The sequence below is a fragment of the Nonomuraea sp. NPDC003709 genome, from assembly GCF_040610775.1.
GTDB classification, from domain to species: domain Bacteria; phylum Actinomycetota; class Actinomycetes; order Streptosporangiales; family Streptosporangiaceae; genus Nonomuraea; species Nonomuraea angiospora_A.
In genome coordinates this window covers 93,508-113,504 of the sequence record NZ_JBEXMW010000003.1, presented here as the reverse complement: position 1 = coordinate 113,504, position 19,997 = coordinate 93,508, and the positions used below count along the sequence as shown (strand labels likewise).

Annotated in this window: 17 protein-coding genes; 11 read left to right on the top strand and 6 right to left on the bottom strand. The window is 68.6% G+C overall.

Going from position 1 to position 19,997, the window contains the following annotated elements:
* Window positions 1-33 precede the first annotated feature (33 nt).
* The 4 genes from ABZX61_RS09125 to ABZX61_RS09110 form a co-directional block, all read right to left on the bottom strand.
* Window positions 34-1,110, bottom strand: coding sequence for a mannosyltransferase family protein (locus ABZX61_RS09125; RefSeq protein ID WP_355192902.1), 1,077 nt, complete (start codon window positions 1,108-1,110; stop codon window positions 34-36).
* Complete coding sequence (locus ABZX61_RS09120) at window positions 1,107-2,429, bottom strand: glycosyltransferase 87 family protein (RefSeq protein ID WP_350724179.1); 1,323 nt, start codon at window positions 2,427-2,429, stop codon at window positions 1,107-1,109. The genes ABZX61_RS09125 and ABZX61_RS09120 overlap by 4 nt, the downstream gene beginning before the upstream one ends.
* The gene (locus ABZX61_RS09115) at window positions 2,426-4,903 is read right to left on the bottom strand and encodes a transglycosylase domain-containing protein (protein ID WP_355192899.1); all 2,478 of its coding nucleotides are present in this window, start codon (window positions 4,901-4,903) and stop codon (window positions 2,426-2,428) included. Before ABZX61_RS09115 ends, ABZX61_RS09120 begins: the two co-directional genes overlap by 4 nt.
* 328 nt (window positions 4,904-5,231) lie before the next feature.
* Window positions 5,232-5,618 (bottom strand): DUF5318 family protein, encoded by a 387-nt coding sequence (locus tag ABZX61_RS09110; protein ID WP_350724183.1) that lies wholly within the window; start codon window positions 5,616-5,618, stop codon window positions 5,232-5,234.
* Between the two features lie 134 nt (window positions 5,619-5,752).
* On the opposite strand from ABZX61_RS09110, the gene ABZX61_RS09105 reads away from it, so the two are divergent.
* Together ABZX61_RS09105 and ABZX61_RS09100 are read left to right on the top strand one after the other, a co-directional pair.
* Window positions 5,753-6,343 carry a PadR family transcriptional regulator gene (locus ABZX61_RS09105; RefSeq protein ID WP_350724184.1) on the top strand — a complete coding sequence of 197 codons (591 nt, stop codon included), beginning with the start codon at window positions 5,753-5,755 and terminating at the stop codon, window positions 6,341-6,343.
* 13 nt (window positions 6,344-6,356) lie between these two features.
* On the top strand, window positions 6,357-7,436 hold the full coding sequence (locus ABZX61_RS09100) for an inositol-3-phosphate synthase (RefSeq protein WP_355192897.1): 1,080 nt from the start codon (window positions 6,357-6,359) through the stop codon (window positions 7,434-7,436).
* A gap of 48 nt (window positions 7,437-7,484) precedes the next feature.
* On the opposite strand, the gene idi is transcribed toward ABZX61_RS09100, so the two are convergent.
* On the bottom strand, window positions 7,485-8,069 hold the full coding sequence (idi, locus tag ABZX61_RS09095) for an isopentenyl-diphosphate Delta-isomerase (RefSeq protein ID WP_355192895.1): 585 nt from the start codon (window positions 8,067-8,069) through the stop codon (window positions 7,485-7,487).
* 106 nt (window positions 8,070-8,175) lie between these two features.
* Here idi and ABZX61_RS09090 point away from each other — a divergent pair, with 106 nt between their 5' ends.
* Window positions 8,176-9,480, top strand: coding sequence for an MFS transporter (locus tag ABZX61_RS09090; RefSeq protein ID WP_350724190.1), 1,305 nt, complete (start codon window positions 8,176-8,178; stop codon window positions 9,478-9,480).
* Here the strand turns inward: ABZX61_RS09090 and ABZX61_RS09085 are convergent.
* Window positions 9,431-10,894 (bottom strand): CCA tRNA nucleotidyltransferase, encoded by a 1,464-nt coding sequence (locus ABZX61_RS09085; RefSeq protein ID WP_355192892.1) that lies wholly within the window; start codon window positions 10,892-10,894, stop codon window positions 9,431-9,433. The genes ABZX61_RS09090 and ABZX61_RS09085 overlap by 50 nt on opposite strands.
* A gap of 90 nt (window positions 10,895-10,984) precedes the next feature.
* On the opposite strand from ABZX61_RS09085, the gene ABZX61_RS09080 reads away from it, so the two are divergent.
* The 8 genes from ABZX61_RS09080 (at window position 10,985) to trxA (ending at window position 19,915) form a co-directional block, all read left to right on the top strand.
* The gene (locus tag ABZX61_RS09080) at window positions 10,985-11,512 is read left to right on the top strand and encodes a YbaK/EbsC family protein (RefSeq protein ID WP_355192890.1); all 528 of its coding nucleotides are present in this window, start codon (window positions 10,985-10,987) and stop codon (window positions 11,510-11,512) included.
* A 50-nt stretch (window positions 11,513-11,562) separates the two neighbouring features.
* A complete protein-coding gene (locus ABZX61_RS09075; protein ID WP_355192888.1) occupies window positions 11,563-13,698 on the top strand; it encodes a DUF6049 family protein in 2,136 nt (711 codons plus the stop codon).
* Window positions 13,695-15,302 carry a murein biosynthesis integral membrane protein MurJ gene (murJ, locus tag ABZX61_RS09070; protein WP_350724198.1) on the top strand — a complete coding sequence of 536 codons (1,608 nt, stop codon included), beginning with the start codon at window positions 13,695-13,697 and terminating at the stop codon, window positions 15,300-15,302. Before ABZX61_RS09075 ends, murJ begins: the two co-directional genes overlap by 4 nt.
* Window positions 15,303-15,468: 166 nt before the next feature.
* Window positions 15,469-16,980 carry a protein kinase family protein gene (locus tag ABZX61_RS09065; protein WP_350724200.1) on the top strand — a complete coding sequence of 504 codons (1,512 nt, stop codon included), beginning with the start codon at window positions 15,469-15,471 and terminating at the stop codon, window positions 16,978-16,980.
* Window positions 16,981-16,995: 15 nt separating this feature from the next.
* Window positions 16,996-17,631, top strand: a complete 636-nt coding sequence (gene sigM, locus ABZX61_RS09060; protein WP_350724202.1) for an RNA polymerase sigma factor SigM — start codon at window positions 16,996-16,998, stop codon at window positions 17,629-17,631.
* Window positions 17,621-18,520 (top strand): zf-HC2 domain-containing protein, encoded by a 900-nt coding sequence (locus tag ABZX61_RS09055; protein WP_355192885.1) that lies wholly within the window; start codon window positions 17,621-17,623, stop codon window positions 18,518-18,520. Before sigM ends, ABZX61_RS09055 begins: the two co-directional genes overlap by 11 nt.
* Window positions 18,521-18,653: 133 nt before the next feature.
* Complete coding sequence (gene trxB / locus ABZX61_RS09050; RefSeq protein ID WP_355192883.1) at window positions 18,654-19,586, top strand: thioredoxin-disulfide reductase; 933 nt, start codon at window positions 18,654-18,656, stop codon at window positions 19,584-19,586.
* Between the two features lie 14 nt (window positions 19,587-19,600).
* On the top strand, window positions 19,601-19,915 hold the full coding sequence (trxA, locus tag ABZX61_RS09045; protein WP_350724208.1) for a thioredoxin: 315 nt from the start codon (window positions 19,601-19,603) through the stop codon (window positions 19,913-19,915).
* Window positions 19,916-19,997: the final 82 nt, after the last annotated feature.

Below are 19,997 nucleotides of genomic sequence, written 5' to 3'. Positions count from 1 at the left end.
TGGATTACCAAGACGAAGAAGTGGGTAGAAAGATCAGCCCGCCCACGCGCCGCTCAGGAAACGTTCCGCGTTGAGCAGCATGAGCGGCCCGAAGATCAGGGCGTACACGACCATCACCCACGGTCTCCTGGTCGCGACCTTCGCGACCAGGATCCACAGGGGGAACCACAGCAGCAGCGAGCGCGGGATCGACAGGTAGTACGCCGAGGTCATCAGCGCCGCCGCCTGCAGCCCCGTGTAGACCAGCTCGCTCCACCGGCGCAGCGCGAGCAGCCAGATCAGCGCCGCCAACGCCACGACCACCCCGGTGATCTCCATCCGGAACGCCACCGCGAAGTCGTCGGAGCCCATGGCCGAGCGCCAGGTCGTCTTCCACGCCTCCCACGGCCAGGCGAAGTCCCGCCCCCACCCGGCCTCCTGCGCGTGCTTCCACGCCAGCCAGTCACCCGACCTGCGGTAGTGGTAGTACGAGTACGTCGCCAGCGGCACGAACGGCACGACCAGCCACCCCGCCTGCCGGATGCGCTGCCGGATCGGCTCGCGCCGGGTGAAGAACTCCACGACGAGCGCGACCGCGAGAAACAGCCCCGTGATCCGCACGCACGAGGCGCCCGCGGCGAGGGACGCCGCCAAGGACCATTGCCCCTGCCTGGCGGCCAGCCAGGCCGGGATCGCGAAGGCCAGGAAGAGGGACTCGCTGTAACCCGCCGCCAGGAACACCGCCATCGGGTAGAGCAGCAGCGCCAGCACCGCCATCCAGCCGGAGGCGCCTTCCAGCTCGGCCAGCCGGGCCAGCGCCACCATCGCCACCGCCCCGGCGGCGAGCGAGATGAGCAGCCCGGCCGCCGCCCAGTCCGGCACGACGAGGTGCACCACCCGCAGCAGCATCGGAAAGCCGGGGAAGAACGCGGGCAGCCCGTCGTCCACAGGCTTGCCGGGCTCGCCGTCGTAGCCGTACTGGGCGATGGTGATGAACAGCCCGGCATCCCACTTGCGCCACTTGTCGGCGTACGCGCCGAGGGCCGTCCCCAGCAGCGTCATCACCAGCAGCCCCGCCCGCGAGCCGAACCAGAGCAGTAACGCGTCCCGGCCGGCCGAGCGGGTGATCATCGAACGGCTGGTGTCAGCGTGAACCGGTCACGAGCGTCGTCGAAGACGCCGCCACCCTGGTCGTCGACGTCGCCCTGGCGGACCACGTCCTTGTCGGGACGGAGGATGTCCCGCACCACGAACGCCATCATGATCCCGATCGTGATGACCCGCCCCCAGACGGCGGTGAAGTACGTGTCGTCACCGATGCCCAGGTCGTTCCTGCTGAAGGGCGCTTGCGCGACCAGGTAGAGCCAGATGGCGACGAAGTACCAGATCTCGGCGAGCTGCCACAGCACCAGCGGCTTCCAGTTGGGCCTGGCCAGCACGGCGAACGGCACGAGCCAGAGCACGAACTGCGGCGACCACACCTTGTTCGTCATCATGAACGCGGCCAGCGCCAGGAAGCAGATCTGCGCCAGCCTGGGCCGCCGCGGCGCGGCCAGCGCGAGTACGGCGATGCCCAGGCACAGGATGGCCAGGGACGCCATGCCCAGCTTGCTGACGTCGCCGTCCCCCAGGATGGGGATCCCCTTGTTCTGGAAGAACAGCCACGGCGAGCCCCAGTCGACCCCGCGTTCCTGGGAGAAGACGTAGAACCTGCGCCATCCCTCCCACGCGAAGATCATGAACGGCGCGTTGACCACGATCCACGCGCCGGCCGTGGCGCCCAGGGTGACCAGGAACGGCCGCCATCGCGCGGTGCGCAACGTGAGCAGGAACAGCGCCCCCAAGAACATCAGGGGATAGAACTTGGTCGCGATGGCCAGCCCCAGCAGCACCCCGGCCAGCACCTGCCGGCGCCGCGCCCAGGCCAGCAGCATGCCCATCGACAGCGCGCCGGCGACCAGGTCCCAGTTGATGTACGCGGCCAGCACGACGGCGGGCGAGATGGCGTACCAGAGCGCGTCCCACCGCCGCGTGGGCCCGGCCACCGCGGCCATCAGCAGGACGCCGACGACCAGGCAGATGCCGAGCAGGATGACCGTCAGGTCGTAGAACCTGACGGCCTGCGCGCCCACGTCGGCTCCGACCGCCCTGGCGAACCAGCTGATCACCTGCATGACCTCGCCCAGCACGACCGGGTACTCGACCTGCTTGTCGAACGGCACGGCGGCGAAGTAGGGATCCTGGGTCGACAGCGCCCTGTCGAAGTACAGGGGGTAGATGTCGGTGTAGCAGAAGTTCGTGTACGTCGTGACCTGGTCGTTCCAGCCGCCGGTGCGGCAGGGCAGGCGCACGACGTACGCGAGGGTCGCCCCCAGGGCCGCGAACAGCCCCAGGGGAAGGTACGGAACGGCACGCGCCACGAAGGGGACGCGCACCTCCGTGCTCGTCACCGGTCCTCAGGTCTGGACATCGGCGACCATCCCGAGGGCCTCGGTTCGGGCGCCCGGCCGCCGCCGGGCCCGCCGACGTCGCCGGTCTGCGGGACGCCGCCGTCGCCGTTGTTGCCGTTGTTGCCGTGGTTGCCGTTGTTGCCCGGGTCGTCGATGGTGACGTCGTCGTCGGGGGTGGCGTTGTCGTCACACGGGTTGACGAGGCAGTCCTGGTTGCCCTGGTCGTCGAAGGGGTTGTCCCCGCTGTCGAACGGGTTGTCGGGGGTCTTCGTCGGCTTGGGCTCGGGGCTCGGCACGATGTTCTCGGCCAACCCCACATCGGCCTTCTGGGGGAACTGCTCGACCGGCAGGTTCTCGTGAGCCGCCAGCATGAACCTCTGCCACGTGAGCGTGGGCGCGTCAGCACCCTCGAAGCCCAGACCCCGCTCGTACGGCAAGCTGTAGGGATTCTGGTCGTTGTACTTCGTGCTCTTCCTGTTGTTGGGCGTCACCGGGCAGGTGCGGTTCGCGTTGGGCGGGACGACCTTGCCCGTCTTCGTCTTGCACTCCTCGCGGTAGAACCCGACCGCGGCGGAGATCTGCGGCGTGTAGCCGACGAACCAGGCGCCGTTCTCGTCGTTGTTCGTGCCGGTCTTGCCGGCGGCCGGCCGGTTGCCCAGGCCCTTGCCCCGCGCGGTGCCGTTCCGCAGCACTTCCTCCATGGCGACCGTGGCGTCGGCGGCGACACCGGGGTCGATGACCCGCTTGGAGGCCAGCTGCTCGCCGTAGACGACCTGCTTGCCCAGCCTGACTTCCTGCACCACGTGGTACTTGGTGTACTTGCCCGCGTTGGCGAAGATGGAGTAGCCGGCGGCCTGCTCGATCGGCGTCACCAGGGCGCTGCCGATGGCGAACTGGTAGTGGTGCTTGTCGACGTCGTCTTCCATGCGCTGCGGGTTGAACCCGGCCGCCTCGACGAGGTTCTTCACGTCGTCGATCTTGCCGGGCAGCGCGTACGCCATCGACACGTACGCCGTGTTGACCGACTGGGCGGTGGCCTTGATCACGTCGACGGCCTGGCCGACGTTGTGGCTGTTCTTGAAGCCGCCCCGCGCCTGGCCCGGCAGCACCTTCGGCACCGTCACGTTGCCCGGCACGTAACTCTTCAGCGAGTAGCCGGCCTGCAGCCAGGCCGCCAGCACGTACGGCTTGAACGCGGACGCGGCCTGCTTCTTGGCGTCGAAGGGCTCGTTGAACGGGTCGGTGACGTAGTTGTTCCCGCCGTTGAACGCCAGAACGCGGCCGTTCTTCGGATCCACCGCGGCCAGGCCCGCGTGGAACTCCTTGGTCATGCTGTCCGTCGTGCTCTTCACCGCGACCTGCGCGGCCTTCATGAGCTTCTTGTCGAAGGTGGAGATGATGTGGTAGCCGCCGCTCCTGACCGCGTCGGGAGTGAGGCCACGCCGCTCCTTCAGCTCCTGGAGGACCTGCGTCACCATGTAGCCCCGGAGACCGCCGAGCTCGTTGCTGTCGCCGTCCTTGCGGAGCTTGGGGAACTTCGCGGTCTCCGGCAGCTTGCCGTATTTGTCCGGCCACTGCTCGGCCATGTACTGGATGACGGTCTTCCAGCGGGCCTTGAGCTCGGGAGCATCGGGCTCCCAGTTGGGCTGCTGGATGCGCGCGGCGAGGTAGGCGCCCTGCTCGGGCGTCAGCTTGGCGGCGGTGGCCTTCTCGTCGAAATACGCCTGCGCGGCGGCCTGGACGCCATAGGCCTTGCCGAAGTTGACGGTGTTCAGGTAGGTCTTCAGGATGTCGTCCTTGGACAACTCCTCGTCGAGCTTGACCGCGACGAAGATCTCCATGACCTTGCGCTTGATGGACACTTCCTGGCTGAGGCCGTCGTAGTAGTTACGGGCCATCTGCTGGGTGATCGTCGAGGCGCCCTGGAGCTGCTGTCCGGTCACGGTCATGTACAGCGAGCGGAACATGCCGGAGATGGAGACGCCGGAGTCCTCGTAGAACGTCTTGTTCTCGATGGCCACCGCGGCGTCCCGGACGCTCGGGGACATCTTGGAGATGTCATCGAGGATCTCGCGCTTCGTACCGAGCTTGGCGATCTCGGTCTTGCCGTCCCGGTAGTAGATGGTGCTCTGCTGCGCGAGCGCGTCGGACTTGGCCTGGTCGGCGGTCGGCACCGGCGTGTTGGCGTACGCGACCATGACCATGCCGAAGAGGCCGGCCGCGAGCACCACGAACCCGGCCACGACGATCTTCCAGCTGGGCACGAACCTGCGCCAGCCGCCCTTGCCGTCGCCGCCGCCCTTCTTGGTCGGCGGCCCGGGAGGCCCGGGCGGCCCGCCGTCGCCCTTCCTGCGCGAGCGCCGCGGCGCGTCGCTGACGATCGTCTCCTGGTTGCTCGTCCCCCGCGCCTCCTGCCGGGCGCGCGTGCGCGGCCCCGGCTGGTCACCGCGCGTAGCCGGCCCGTCGCCACGCATGGGAGGGCCGTCACCGCGTGTGGGAGGTCCGTCGCCACGCATCGGAGGGCCGTCACCGCGTCCGGGAGACTCGTCGTACCGCTGCGCGGCCATGGCGCCGGTCTGCTCGTAAGCGGCTTCCGCACGACGCTGCGACTGCGCCGGACCACCCCAACCCGACTCACCGGTTTGCGGAGGAGAACCCTGGGGCACAGAACGGGATGAGCTGGAACGACGGCGCCTTCCTGGGCGGGCCGTCCCCTCATTCATGCTGTCACTCACACGTCCTCGCATCGTCGTCGGAAACATAAACGGCGGTGGGCGTGAGATTTCTCGCCGCCCTCGGTCTTCACAGTTGGCTGACGAGGTCAGGCGGTCCGTTTCCGAGGACGTATGAAACCGTCAGGTGGTTCCAGGAACAACCTTGGCAGACCTCGACAACGTACACGCGGAACTCATCGTAATCATGAGCCATTGCGACGAGTTCCGATGTGACCTTTGCCTGTCCGGCATGCCTACCGAGCGCATCGCCGTAGACGTAGGTCACATTGGTGACGTTCTCCCTTTCGCATACCGGGCAGAGGCGTTCGGTCGGCTCGCCGAGGTGGCGCGCCGCGCGAAGGAGGTAGGGCTGTGCGTCACACACGTCGCCCCGCGAGGTGCGCCCCATGCGCAGGGAGCGGACCACCGCCCGTTTCGCAAGGCCGTAATCCACCACCCTTCGCTGTGACCACATGAGCGCCAGACTACGGCGTTTTGCGGCTGCATCCCAACGACTTGGCAGATTCACAGATTGCCGCCATATAGCGACTCGACGTATCCTGGGGATGTATCGGCTCGATACATCGACGCGAGAGGGGGCGGGTTCCGATGGGCGGCGGACAGGGCAGGGTCTTGGAACTGGCCGTGCTCGGGTCGCTGCACGAGACACCACTACACGGCTATGAGCTGCGCAAACGGCTCAATGCCCTGCTGGGGATGTTCCGTGCGTTCTCCTACGGATCGCTGTACCCCTGTTTGCGATCACTCCTGGCTCAGGGCCTCATCGTGGAGGAGCAACCCGCTCCCACCACGATCGTCGGCGGCAGATCGAAGATCGTTTACAAGCTGACGGCCGAGGGCAAGGAACGGCTACAGGACATGCTGACGCAGGCCGGCCCCTCCGCTTGGGAGGACGAGAGCTTCGGCGTGCACTTCGCGTTCTTCCGCCACACCGAGGCGGAAGTACGGCTGCGCATTCTCGAAGGCCGCCGTAGCCGGCTGGAGGAGCGGCTCGACGCGGTGCGCACAGCTCTGGCGCGCACCAGGGAGCGCCTCGACAGTTACACGCTCGAGCTGCAGCGGCATGGGCTCGAGTCGGTCGAGCGCGAGGTGCGCTGGCTCAACGAGCTGATCGCTACAGAGCGTCGGGCCTCGTCGGAAGAGGGGCCCGCAAGAGATACCACGTCAACTGATGAGTAAGGGAGCGAATGCGATGGGTTCGGTTCGCGTGGCCATTGTCGGTGTCGGAAACTGCGCGTCATCGCTGGTCCAGGGCGTCCATTACTACAGGGACGCCGACCCGGACACTCGGGTCCCGGGCCTCATGCACGTGAAGTTCGGCGAATATCACGTCGGTGACGTCGAGTTCGTCGCCGCGTTCGACGTCGACGCCAAGAAGGTCGGCCGTGATCTGGCGGAGGCGATCGTCGCCAGCGAGAACAACACGATCAAGATCTGCGACGTGCCGCCCACGGGGGTGACCGTCCAGCGCGGCCATACCTTCGACGGTCTGGGTGAGTACTACCGGGAGATCATCGAGGAGTCCGACGAGGCGCCCGTCGATGTCGTCCAGGTGCTCCGTGACAACCAGGTCGACGTCCTGGTCTCCTACCTGCCGGTGGGCTCGGAGGACGCGGACCGCTTCTACGCCCAGTGCGCCATCGACGCCGGCGTGGCGTTCGTGAACGCGCTGCCGGTCTTCATCGCCTCCGACCCGGTGTGGGCGGAGAAGTTCACCAAGGCCGGCGTGCCGATCGTCGGCGACGACATCAAGTCGCAGGTCGGCGCCACCATCACACACCGCGTGATGGCCAAGCTGTTCGAGGACCGCGGGGTGGAGCTGCTGCGCACGTACCAGCTCAACGTCGGCGGCAACATGGACTTCATGAACATGCTGGAGCGCAAGCGGCTCCAGTCCAAGAAGATCTCGAAGACCCAGGCGGTCACCTCGCAGATCCCGCACGAGATGGGCAAGGCCGACGTGCACATCGGGCCGTCGGACCACGTGCCGTGGCTGGACGACCGGAAGCTGGCGTTCGTGCGGCTCGAGGGCCGCTCGTTCGGCGACACGCCGCTCAACCTCGAGTACAAGCTGGAGGTCTGGGACTCGCCGAACTCGGCGGGGATCATCATCGACGCGGTACGGGCCGCCAAGATCGCCCTCGACCGCGGGATCGGGGGCCCGATCCTGTCGGCGTCCTCGTACTTCATGAAGTCGCCGCCCAAGCAGTTCTCGGACGACGAGGCCAGGGACTACGTCGAGAAGTTCATCCGGGGTGAGGTCGAGCGCTGACCCCCCGTCGGCGCCGCACCCGTCTCCACGGGTGCGGCGCTGCGCTGTCTACGGGCGGGCGGCCGGGGGCAGCTCGGCGGGCGAGGCGGGATGCCAGGTCAGCGGGTCGGCGCCGAGGTCGGCCAGCAGCGGCACCTGCTCCTGGCACCAGGGCGAGACGGCCAGCAGCCCGTTGCGCACCCCCTCCGCGAACTCCTTCCACGGCATCCACATCGTCTCCCCCACCTCGGCGGGGTTGGGGACGACGGGCGAGGTCACGGTGACGCGGTAGACCGGGCAGAGCTCATGCTCGACGATCCCGTTGGCCATCTCGGCGCGGTAGGAGAAGGCCGGCAGCATGAGGTCGACGCGGTCCACCGTGAGCCCCAGCTCGTAGGAGAGCCGGCGCTCGACGGCCCGCTCCAGGGGCTCGCCCGGCAGCGGGTGGCCGCAGCAGCTGTTCGTCCAGATCCCCGGCCACGTGAGCTTGCTGTCCGCTCTCCTGGTGAGCAGCACCCGGCTCTCGTGATCGAAGACATAGCTGGAGAAAGCCAGGTGAAGGGGTGTCTCGCGACCGTGCACCGCCAGCTTGGGCGCTGTCCCGAGTGCGTGGCCGTCGCGGTCGACCAGCACAACGTGTTCCTCAGTCGTCACGCTATGAAGCGTACGAGACAAGGTGACCGTTCGGAACCCACGGCCCACCTGCCGCAGCACGACTCTCGCGCATCCTAGGCGATGGGTGGAGGGCTAGGCTGGCCGCGTGTCATTTGTGGCCGACCTACGCGTGGTCCTGCGAGGCGAAGATTTCCGGCGGTTGTTCGCCACCCGGTTGATCTCCCAGTTCTCCGACGGGATCTTCCAGTTCGGGGTGGCCGGGTTCGCCTTTTTCAGCCCTGAGACCAAGACGACAGCGCTCGCGGTGGCCGCCGGGCTGGCGGTGCTGCTGCTGCCGTACAGCGTGCTCGGGCCCTTCGTGGGCGTGTTCATCGACCGCTGGTCACGACGGCAGATCCTGGTGATCGCGCCGATCGTGCGCGGCGCGCTGCTGGTGGTCGCGGCGGCGCTGGTCGCCGCCGACGTGCCGGACACCGTCTTCTACGGGGCGGCGCTGGCCGTGCTGGGCGTCAACAGGTTCTTCCTGGCCGCGCTCGGCGCCTCGCTGCCGCACGTGGTGCCGGCCGACCGGCTGATGGCCGCCAACGCGGTCGTCCCCACGTCGGGCACCGTGGTCACGTTCGTGGGCGTGGGGCTCGGTTACCTGCTGCGCAAGGTGTTCGGCGCCGAAGACTACGGCGTGGCGCTGCTCCTGGTCGTCTCAGGCGTGGTGTTCGGCCTGAGCGCGCTGGTCGCGCGGACGATGGACCGCGGGCTGCTCGGCCCGGAGTCCGACCCGAGCCGGCCGCAGGCGCGCGACGCCCTGCGCAACGTGGTCGGCGGCCTCACGGACGGCGCCAGGCACCTGGTCAAGCACCGCGTCGCGGCCTCGACCATGGGCGCGATGGCCGCCCACCGCTTCTTCTACGGCATAGCCACCGCGCTCGGCATCATCCTCTACCGCTACTACTTCTACAACGGCGACGCCGACGCCGCGCTGGGCGGCGTCAGCCTGGTCGTGGCGACCTCCGGTGTCGGCTACGCCATCGCCGTCGTCATCACCCCGTACGCCACCGAGCGGTTCACGATCGAGCGCTGGGTGCCGATCGCGCTGACGACGGCCGGGCTGCTGACGGCGGCACTGGTGCTGCCATTCCAGGAGTGGGGGCTGCCGGTGGCGGGATTCGTGCTGGGCGTGGCCGGGCAGAGCGTCAAGATCTGCGCCGACACCACGGTCCAGCGCGACGTCGAGGACATCTACCTGGGCCGGGCGTTCTCGATCTACGACATGCTCTTCAACGGCATGTACGTCCTCGCCGCGGCCCTGTCGGCGGCCATCCTGCCCGCCGACGGCAAGTCCTACACGGCCGTCGTGATCGCCGCCGTCGGCTATCCCGTGGCCGCGCTGGCGTACCGGATGATCACACGCCCGCGTCGTTCGACCTCGCCCACTCCAACAGCGCCTCGGTAGCCGCCTCCTTGCCGATCATGCCCTTGTCGAGCCTGATCTCCAGCAGGAACTTGTACGCCTGCCCCACCACCGGCCCCGGCCCGATGCCGAGGACCCGCTGGATCTCGTTGCCGTCGAGCTCGGGCCGCATCTTGGCCAGCTCCTCCTCGTCGGCGAGCCTGGCGATGCGCTCCTCGAGCTGGTCGTAGGTCCGCGACAGCGCCGTGGCCTTGCGCTTGTTGCGCGTGGTGCAGTCGGCCCTGGTCAGCTTGTGGAGCCGGTCCAGCAAGTGGCCGGCGTCGCGCACGTAGCGGCGTACGGCGCTGTCGGTCCACTCCCCGGTGCCGTAGCCGTGGAAGCGCAGGTGCAGCTCGACCAGCCGCGCCACGTCCGACACCACGTCCTTGGGGAACTTCAGCTCCGTCATGCGCTTCTTGGTCATCTGCGCGCCGACCACCTCGTGGTGGTGGAACGACACCCGCCCGCCCGTCTCGTGGCGGCGCGTCTTCGGCTTGCCGATGTCATGCAGGAGCGCCGCCCAGCGCAGGATCCGGTCGGGCTTGCCGTCCTCCTCCTGCGCGATGGCCTGGTCGAGCACGGTCAGCGTGTGCTCGTAGACGTCCTTGTGCCGGTGGTGCTCGTCGATCTCCAGCCGCAGCTTTGGCAGCTCGGGCAGCACGTGCGCGGCCAGCCCGGTCTCGACCAGCAGCCGCAGGCCCTCGCGCGGGTTGGCGCCGCAGACGAGCTTGTCGAGCTCCTCGCGGATGCGCTCGGCCGAGACGATCTCGATGCGCCCGGCCATCTCGGTCATCGCCGCCACGGCGCCCTCGTCCACCCCGAACCCGAGCTGCGAGGCGAACCTGGCGGCCCGCAGCATGCGCAGCGGGTCGTCGCCGAAGGACCGCTCGGGGGTGCCCGGCGTGCGCAGCACCTTGGCCTTCAGGTCGTCGAGCCCGCCGTACGGGTCGACGAACTCGTGGCCCGGCAGCCGCACCGCCATCGCGTTGACCGCGAAGTCGCGCCGTTCGAGGTCCTCGTCGAGCGTCTCGCCGTACATGACCTCGGGCTTGCGCGACTTCGGGTCGTACGACTCGTTCCGGTACGTCGTGATCTCGATCAGCCAGCCGCCCTTGCGCAGGCCCACCGTGCCGAAGTCGATGCCGATGGTCCACACGGAGTCGGCCCAGTCCCTGACGAGCTCCAGGACCCGCTCGGGGCGGGCGTCGGTGGTCAGGTCGAGGTCGTTGCCGATGCGGCCGAGCAGCAGATCGCGTACGGGACCGCCGACGAGGGCCAGCTCGTGGCCCTGAGCGGCGAACAGGCGGCCGAGCTCGTCGGCCACCGGGGCGATCTTGCGGAACAGGTCCGTCATGGCCCGCCGTTGGCTGTCAGTCAGAGTTGAGTCGGACAAGCGGGTAGGTCCTTCTGGGAGCATTCCGGAACATATCCCCCGAGCCACACCGGGTCCGGGTTACCGTCGGTCCAAGGACCGTCGGGGGCCAGGGAACGAGGCAAGGAGGACTATATGAAGGACGCCCTCGCGATCCACCGCTGGCTCCTCGCCCACCAGGTCCATCATGAGATCGTACGCCTTCCGCGTCCCATGACATGCGCGGAAGATCTGCCTGAGGCGGTCTCCGCTGCACCGAGCAGGTGCCTGATGGTCACAGTGCTCGAGGTCGCCACGAGGGTCGGCCGCGAGGTCGTCATCGCGGTCACCACCCTCGTGTCGGCGCCGCCACCGGTGGGAGCCGTCGGCGGAGTGCTGGGCGTGCGCCGGGTTCGACCGGCTCCGGTCCACGTGGTCAACGCGGCCACCGACTACGCGAGCGGGCTGGTGTGCCCGCTGCTCCTGCCCGAGCCGCTGCCCAAGTTCATCGACGACCGGCTGCCGGCCGACTTCCTGGCCGACGACGGGCCGGTCTACACCGCAACCGGCGAACGGCATACCGCCCTGACCCTGCGCGCACTCGACCTGATCGCACTCCTGCCAGGCAAGATGGTCGACCTCAGGGCGAAAGGAACACGTGAGGCGGTCGCGCGGCGGCACTGAGCCCGTACCATTGCGGGCGTGTGTCGTCGTCCTCCAGCTCGGGCATTCGCGTGATCCGTAAGGCCACGCTGCTCGCCGCGCTGCTCGCCCTCACCGTGGTGGCGACCGCGCCCGGCGCGGCTGCCACCACGTCCGTGAAGGCGAGCAGGCAGACCCTGGCCGTGTCGATCTCGTCGATCTCGCCTCAGGTGCCGACCGCGCAGACCGATGTGATCAAGTTCACCGGCACGCTCCGCAACGACAGCGGCGCGCCGCAGAGCGGCCTGCGCGTCCGCCTGCGCTATACGCCGCAGAAGCTCCCCGATCGCGTCACCATGGCCGCCTACCAGACCGACCAGAATCCCGCGACGCTGCCGTTCCGCGCCTCGCTGAGCTCGTTCATGGACATCCCGGCGCTGGCCGCCGGCGCCCAGGCGCGATGGGAGTTCACCGCGACGCCCGTGCAGCTCGGCTACGGCTCGTTCGGGGTCTACCCGGTGGCCGTGGAGGTGGTCCAGAACGGCCTGCAGGTCATGACGCAGCGCACGTACCTGACCTACGCGCCGCCCACGGTGCCGAAGCTGCCGCGCAACAAGCTGGCCATCGCCCTGCCCGTCATCGACCAGCCGCACCGCGGGACCGACGTCGACCCGAAGACCCGCACGCCGCTGTTCGTGAACGACAAGCTGAGCCAGTCGATCAACGGCAAGGGCCGCCTGGCCGACCTGGCGCGCATCGCGCAGGCCGCGCCCGAGGCCGTCACCTGGTTCATGGAGCCCTCGCTGCTCGACGACCTTGACGCGATGAAGAACAAGTACCTGGTCAAGGTCAAGGACGAGACGCAGGAGAAGCCCGCCAACCCCGAGGCCGCGAGCTGGCTGACGACCATGCGCACCGCGCTGGCCGACTCTCCCGTGGTCGCGGTCCCGTACGCCGATCCCGACGTGGCCGCGCTCGCGCACCAGGGGCTGGACACGCAGACCGGCCGGGCGATCGAGCTGGGCAGGCAGAAGGCCGCCACGCTGCTCCAGCGCGAGGTCAAGACCAACGTCAACTGGCCGCCCGCGGGCGTGCTCGACGCCGACGCGCTCGACCTGCTCTCGGTCAGCCTCCCGGCCGGCAAGGAACGGGTCGACACGGTCCTGCTCAACTCCACCAACCTGCCGCCGCAGCCGCCCGTGCCGTTCTCGCCCGACGCCGCCTCCACGCTCGACTCGGTGAACGGGCCCGTCACCGCGCTGGTCGCGGACGCCGAGCTGAGCAAGCTGTTCGAGCCCGCGGCGCCCACGTCCGTGCTGCTCAGCACGCAGCGGTTCATCGCCGAGACCGCCATGATCGCCGCGGAGGCCGGCCAGACCTCGCCCAGGTCCCTCGTCATCGCCCCGTCGCGCCGGTGGGACCCCAACCCCACGCTCGTCAACGCGCTGATGAAGACCGCGGACAATCTGCCGTGGCTGCGGCTGACCCCGCTGGAGTCGATCAAGCCGACCAAGCTGTCGGTCCCGCGCGCCGGGCTGACCTACAGCGACCAGGACCGCAAGGAAGAGCTGACCGCGAAGTACCTCGACCCGATCAAGGGCATCGCGTCGAATGCGCAGCTCACTTCCCTGATCACGGAAACGAAGACGCCGTCGAGCTTCGACGCGGCGGTCCTCCGGCTGACCTCCTCGGCCTGGCGCAACAGCACCCGCGCGGGCCGCGCGGTGACCAAGGTGGTCCGCGAGGCGGTGACGGACCAGACCGACAGGATCCAGATCACCGGAGCGGGCCCCAGCTGGACGCGCACGCTGGCGGGCAGCAACGGCGCGGTCCCGATCAGCGTCAAGAACGAGCTGGGCGTGCAGATCGCCCTCTACATCGACGTCACGTCCAACAACCCTGAGCTGTTGCAGGTCAACTTCGACCAGCGCGGGCCGATGAAGATCGGCCCGCGGCAGAGCGGCACGGTCCAGGTGCCGATGAACGCCGCGGCCGGCACGAGCGGCGACGCGACGGTGACCGTGCAGCTCAAGACCTCCGACAACCAGCCGTACGGCAAGCCGCAGCGGCTGACCATCCGCATCACCGGCTACACCGGGATCGCCTCGGTGATCGTGGGCGCCGCCCTGACCGTGATGCTCGCCGCCGTGGTGATGCGAGTGCTGCGGCGCAGGTCGGAGCGGAAGCTCGCGCACGCGGCCAAGACCCGGGAGAATAAGATCGTATGAGTCGCATGCTTCGGGCCAGCGCCATCATGGCCGCGGGCACGATGGTGTCCAGGGTCACGGGGTTCGTGCGGACCATGGTGCTGGCCTACGCCATCGGCACGAGGGCGCTGGGCGACTCCTACAACGCGGCGTACGCGATCCCGTACAGCATCCTCGACCTGCTGCTGCTCGGCGTGCTGAGCAGCGTCGTGGTGCCGATGATCGTCCGGGCCCAGCAGCACGACGCCGACGGCGGCCGGGCGTACGAGCAGCGGCTGCTGACGCTCTCCGCGGTGGCGCTGATCGTGGTCGCGGTGGTGGCGGTGTTCGGCGCGCCGCTGCTGATCGACCTCTACACCGACTGGGCGCCGGGCAGCCCCAAGTTCGAGGTCGCGGTCACGCTGGCCCGCTTCATCCTGCCGCAGCTCGCCTTCTTCGGCGTGGGCGCGGTGGCGGGCGCCATCCTCAACACCCGCGACCGTTACGGCGCGCCCATGTGGGCGCCGGTGGTCAACAACCTGGTCGTCATCTGCGTGTTCCTGGCGTACGCCATGGTCGGCGGCGAGCGCGACAACATCGAGCAGATCAGCACCGGCGACATGGCGCTGCTCGGGCTGGGCACCACGGCCGGCATCGTGGCCCAGGCGGTCATCCTGATCGTGGCGCTCAAGCGGGTCGGGTTCGTCTTCGTGCCCCGCTTCGACGTGCGCAACGCGCGGCTGGGCGAGATGGCCAGGGCAGGCGTCTGGACGATCGGCTACGTGATCGTCACCCAGCTCGGCTTCATGCTGACCACCAACCTGGCCAGCGCGGCCGGCGACGTGGTCGAGGGGCACGGCATCAGCCCGTACACGCTGGCGTTCCAGCTCTTCCAGCTCCCGTACGGCGTCATCGGCGTCTCGGTGATCACCGCGATGCTGCCCAGGATGAGCCGGGCCGTCGGCGAGGGGCGCTTCCACGACGTGCGGAGCGAGTTCGGGTCGAGCGTGCGGCTGATCTGCTCGCTGATGGTGCCGGTGTCGCTGCTGCTCATGGTGCTCGGGCCGGCGATCACCGTGCCCATCTACGGCCACGGCGCCAACAGCGTCGCGGACGCCGTCTACATCGGCAACGTGCTGCAGGTCTACGGGCTCGCGCTGGTGCCGTTCGCGCTGTTCCAGCTGTTGCTGCGGGTCTTCTACAGCTTCGGCGACACCCGTACGCCGGTGTTCATCGGCGCGGCCACCACGGCGGCCAACGCGGCGCTCATGCTGGTGTTCAACGCGTTGCTGCCGGCCCGGTACCTGGTGATGGGGCTGGCGCTCGCGTACGCCATCGCGTACGCGCTGGGCGCGGTCGGGGCGTGGTTGCTGGCCAGCCGCCGTGTCAGAGGGCTGGGTGGCTGGACCATCGGCATGGCGTTGACCAGGATGTATCTGGCGGCTCTGCCCACCGCTGTGGTGGCGCTCGCGGCGGTTTGGGTAGTCACGGGGGTGTTCGCCGGGCTAGGGTTCGTCAATTCGCTGATCGTTCTCGCGGTCGGCGGGGGCCTCGGGTTGCTGCTCTATCTAGGCGTCGCGCACAGAATGCGCATCCCCGAGGTCAATTCCATCGTTGGGATGGTCGCTGGGCGGGTAGGCCGGTAAAGAACGCGGGCCGAATCCACTCGGCACTAACATGGAGCCCGACACGCGCGAATGGAAGCAGGAGGGGCGTGGGCGGATCCACCCGGCATAGCGTGCCTTCGTGGGACACCACCACGCAGGTGAGTCGAGTCATGAACACGCCCGATCGGCCAAGCGGAGTGAACCTGTGAGCACGTCGGCCGTCGAACCCGGCACCCGTCTGGCCGAGCGCTTCCGGCTCGAGGACCGCGTCAGCGAGTCCGATGGAGCCACGCTCTGGAAAGCAATCGATGAGATCCTCGCGCGTCCCGTGGCCGTCCACACCTTCGCGCCCGACTTCCCCCGCGTCCACGAGGTGGTCACGGCCGCCCGCGCCGCGAGCAGGCTGACCGACCCGCGCCTGACGCAGGTGTTCGACGCCGCGGAGGACGACAAGGCCGCCTACGTCGTCAGCGAGTGGGTCACCGGCGAGTCGCTGACCGACCTGCTCGCCTCCGGCCCGCTGGAGCCCGAGCGCGCGGCGGGGCTGGTGGCCGAGGCCGCCGAGGCGCTCGCGCACGCCCACGAGGCCCAGCTCTACCACCTGTGCCTGCGCCCCTCCCACCTGGTGTGGACGACGGGCAACACGGTCAAGGTGCTCGGCGTGGCCGTCGACGCGACCCTGTACGGGCTCACCACCGACCAGCCGGCGCTCGACGACGCCGAAGGGCTGGGCCGGCTGCTGTACGCCGGGCTGACCGGTCACTGGCCGGGCGACGAGGAAGAGGGCGGCCTGCCCGCGGCTCCCATGACCGACGGCCACTTCTGCACGCCGCGGCAGGTCACCGCCGGTGTGCCGAGCTACCTCGACACGGTGACCGTGCGCGCGTGCCTGCCCGAGTCCCGCAGGGGCACGGGCGCGCTGGCCAGCCCGTCCGACGTGGCCGAGGCGCTGTCCGGCGTGGCCAGGCCCATGCCGATCCCGATCGCCTACCCCTCGACCCCCGCGGTGGCCTCCGCCTCCCACACCGAGGGCCTGGACCTCGTCCACCGGCAGCAGCTCACCGTCCCGCAGAGCCCGCCCCCGCCGCCGCGCCGTCCCCCGGGCGGCGGCAGCACGCTCAACCGCGTGCTGATGACGCTGGTCGTGCTGCTCGTCATCGCGGCCGTCGGCGTCGGCGCCTGGACGATCGGCCGCAGTCTGGGCAGCCCGACCAAGCCCGAGGCATCGGGCTCCAGCCCCAGCACCTCCACGTCCGCCTCGGCCGAGGCCCAGACCGTCAAGCCGAAGAAGGCCCAGGGCTTCGACCCGCTCGGCGACAACAACGAGAAGCCCGAGATGGCCGACCTGGCCATCGACGGCAAGCCCGGCACGCTGTGGAAGACGGAGCGCTACACCAGCGCCGACCTGGGCAATCTCAAGAAGGGCGTCGGCCTGCTGCTCGACATGGGCAAGTCCATGCAGATCAGCGACGTGGTCGCTACGCTGTCCGATGCTTCGGGCGCGTCCGTCGAGCTCAAGGTGGGCGACTCGCCCGATCTGTCCGCACTGAAGACGGTGGCGACCGCGAAGAACGCCGCAGGTAAAACCACTCTTACCCCTGATCAACCGGCAACTGGACAGTACGTTTTGATCTGGTTTACCCGGGTTCCGATGGATGGCGGCGAGTTTCATGGCACCATCTATGAAGTAGTGGTGCACTCTCCCGGATCGGCATAACCAGGAATCTCTCTTGTGAACTCCCCACCCGAGACACCCTCAGCAGCGGAGCGGCCGGCGATCACAGACGCCGAGCTGCTGACCGCGCACATCAACGGGGACCCTCACGCCTTCAGCGAAATCGTCAAACGGCACCGCGACCGCATGTGGGCGGTCGCCCTGCGTACGCTCGGTGACCCCGACGAGGCCGCCGACGCCGTGCAGGATGCCTTCGTCTCCGCATATCGCAAGGCCGCCACGTTTCGCGGCGAGGCAGCCGTCACGACCTGGCTCCACCGGATCGTGGTCAACGCCTGCCTCGACAGGATGCGCCGTAAATCGGTCAGGCCCGTCGCCGACGACGAGCTGATCGAGGCCGCTGAGCGCGAGACCCCCCTGCCCGACCAGACCGTCGAACGCGAAGTCTCCATGGAGGTTTCGGCCGCATTGAAACTCCTGCCCAGCGACCAGCGGGCGGCTCTCGTCCTCGTCGACATGATGGGTTATTCGGTCGAAGACGCAGCTCAGGTGCTCCAAGTGCCGAGCGGAACGGTCAAGAGCCGGTGCGCTCGAGGGCGCGCGAAACTTGCCCCAATTCTTTCCCATCTGCGGAACCGATCGGACCTCAATCGCGTCTCATCCGCGAAGGGAGCAGAACTTCGTGACGGGTGATACGCACTACGATCTGGACATCCTGGCCGAGCTGGCCGAGGGTCTCCTAGACGTCGACACGGCGCGCCGGGTCCGCGAGCATCTCGCGGTCTGTGACCCATGCGGGGAGCTACTGGCAGACCTGGCGGCGGTTCGCGAGGTGCTCGCGGCGACCCCCACACCGGCCATGCCGATGGGCGTCGCACTGCGCATCGACAAGGCTTTGGCCGCCGAGGCGGAGTTCCGGCGGGGAGGTGTCGGCCTTGTTGAGGCGCCCGACTGGGACGAGCTCATGCGGGACGCCCCGTGGGAACGACCGGTCGAGGTGGCCGCTGAGGCGGCTCCCGAGCCGGTGCGGCTGGGCGTCGTCTCCGACGACGGCACGATCGTCCCGGCCAGGCCCTCTCGCAGACGCCGATGGGCGATGCCCGCGATCGCGGCCGCGGCGGCGGTCGCCGTGGTGGGCACGGCGGTGGCCTCCACCGGCCTGCTCGCGAGCGGCGGCGGCGGAAGCAGCGGCGTCGACGTGATGGCCGGCGGCGTGACCGAGACCTCCGTTGTCCCCTCGACCCCGGCCAAGGTCCCCACGATGGCCAGGTCCTACGGGTTGACCGACAGCGGACACAACTACAGCGACCAGGACCTGCGCCAGCCGCTCGAAGGCATGTTCGGCTTCCAGCGCATGGTGCAGGGCGGCTCCGACGACGACGGCAAGGTCGACAAGTGCGTGAAGCGGGTCTCGAGCCGCTCCAGGCTGCCTGCGTACCAGGTCGACCAGGGCCAGTACAACGGCCAGGAGGCCCTCGTCGTGGCCTCGTGGAAGGACAAGGCCAGCCAGAGACTGCGCATCGACATCGTCGACCCGTTCAACTGCAAGAACCTGCGTAAGCCCACACTGGGCCGCTGGTAAAGGACATACACGTCAGAGCCCGCCTCGGCGGGCTCTTTCGCTTTGTGCGAGCGTTGTGTGTAGGGCAGGGAATCAGGGCGGCCTAGGATCTGTTGACGCCGGTGCAACAGCAGACGAGGAAGGCGTGGGAGCGTTGAGCGACGTTCGTAACGTGATCATTATTGGATCCGGCCCAGCTGGCTACACCGCGGCCGTCTACTCCGCGCGCGCCGAGCTCAAGCCGCTGGTCTTCGAGGGCTCCGTGACAGCCGGCGGCGCCCTCATGAACACCACCGATGTGGAGAACTTCCCGGGTTTCCCTGACGGCATCATGGGCCCCGACCTCATGGACAACCTGCGCAAGCAGGCCGAGCGGTTCGGCGCCGAGCTGGTCACCGACGACGTGGTCGAGGTGGACCTGGAGGCGAACCCCAAGGTCGTCAAGACCCACACCGACACCTACTACGCCAAGTCGGTCATCCTGACGATGGGCTCCGGCTACCGCGAGCTCGGTCTGGAGAACGAGAAGCGCCTGTCCGGGCATGGCGTGTCCTGGTGTGCGACGTGTGACGGCTTCTTCTTCCGCAACAAGGACATCGTGGTCGTCGGCGGCGGCGACACGGCGATGGAGGAGGCCACGTTCCTCACCAGGTTCGGCCGCATGGTGACGGTGGTGCACCGCCGCGGCGAGCTGCGCGCCAGCAAGATCATGCAGGAGCGCGCGCTCGCGAACGACAAGATCAGTTTCGTCTGGGACTCCGAGGTCGTCGACGTGCTCGGCGACAGCCGCGTCGAGGCCGTGCGGCTGCGTAACGTCAAGACCGGCGAGGAATGCGAGCTGGCCACCGACGCGTTGTTCATCGCGATCGGGCACGATCCGCGCACCGATCTGGTCAAGGGGCAGATCGACCTCGACGAGGACGGCTACATCAAGGTGGCCTCGCCGTCCACGGAGACCAACATCGACGGTGTGTTCGCCGCGGGAGACGTTGTCGACCACACCTACCGTCAGGCCATCACCGCTGCCGGCACCGGCTGCTCGGCCTCGCTCGACTCCGAGCGCTGGCTGGCGAACAACGAGAAGTGAGTAAGGAGCGCACCGTGAAGGCTGTCACCGACGCCTCTTTCGAAGCTGACGTCCTCAAGAGCGACAAGGCCGTGCTGGTCGATTTCTGGGCCGAGTGGTGCGGGCCGTGCCGTCAGGTCGCCCCCATCCTGGAGGAGATCGCCAAGGAGCACGGCGACAAGCTGGAGATCGTCAAGCTCAACATTGACGAGAACCCCGACGTTCCGCGCCAGTACGGTGTGCTCCAGATCCCCACGATGAACGTCTACCAGAACGGCGAGGTCGTGAAGCAGATCATCGGCGCCAAGCCGAAGGCCATGCTGCTGCGCGAGCTCGACGGCATCATCTAGCCCGCCCTCCCGCGGCGCGCGCCCGGCCCCCCGCCTCTGGCGGGGGGCTTTCGCGTTCTCCCGGTCCTGTACGGCCCCGCTT

What these genes read in the sequence shown, in the direction of transcription:
- ABZX61_RS09125 (WP_355192902.1), bottom strand. Translation starts at nt 1,110, where the DNA reads ATGATCACCCGCTCGGCCGGCCGGGACGCGTTACTGCTCTGGTTCGGC.
- ABZX61_RS09105 (WP_350724184.1), top strand. Translation starts at nt 5,753, where the DNA reads ATGGGCGGCGGACAGGGCAGGGTCTTGGAACTGGCCGTGCTCGGGTCG.
- ABZX61_RS09100 (WP_355192897.1), top strand. Translation starts at nt 6,357, where the DNA reads ATGGGTTCGGTTCGCGTGGCCATTGTCGGTGTCGGAAACTGCGCGTCA.
- ABZX61_RS09080 (WP_355192890.1), top strand. Translation starts at nt 10,985, where the DNA reads ATGAAGGACGCCCTCGCGATCCACCGCTGGCTCCTCGCCCACCAGGTC.
- murJ (WP_350724198.1), top strand. Translation starts at nt 13,695, where the DNA reads ATGAGTCGCATGCTTCGGGCCAGCGCCATCATGGCCGCGGGCACGATG.
- ABZX61_RS09115 (WP_355192899.1), bottom strand. Translation starts at nt 4,903, where the DNA reads ATGCGTGGCGACGGGCCGGCTACGCGCGGTGACCAGCCGGGGCCGCGC.
- ABZX61_RS09110 (WP_350724183.1), bottom strand. Translation starts at nt 5,618, where the DNA reads ATGTGGTCACAGCGAAGGGTGGTGGATTACGGCCTTGCGAAACGGGCG.
- ABZX61_RS09085 (WP_355192892.1), bottom strand. Translation starts at nt 10,894, where the DNA reads ATGCTCCCAGAAGGACCTACCCGCTTGTCCGACTCAACTCTGACTGAC.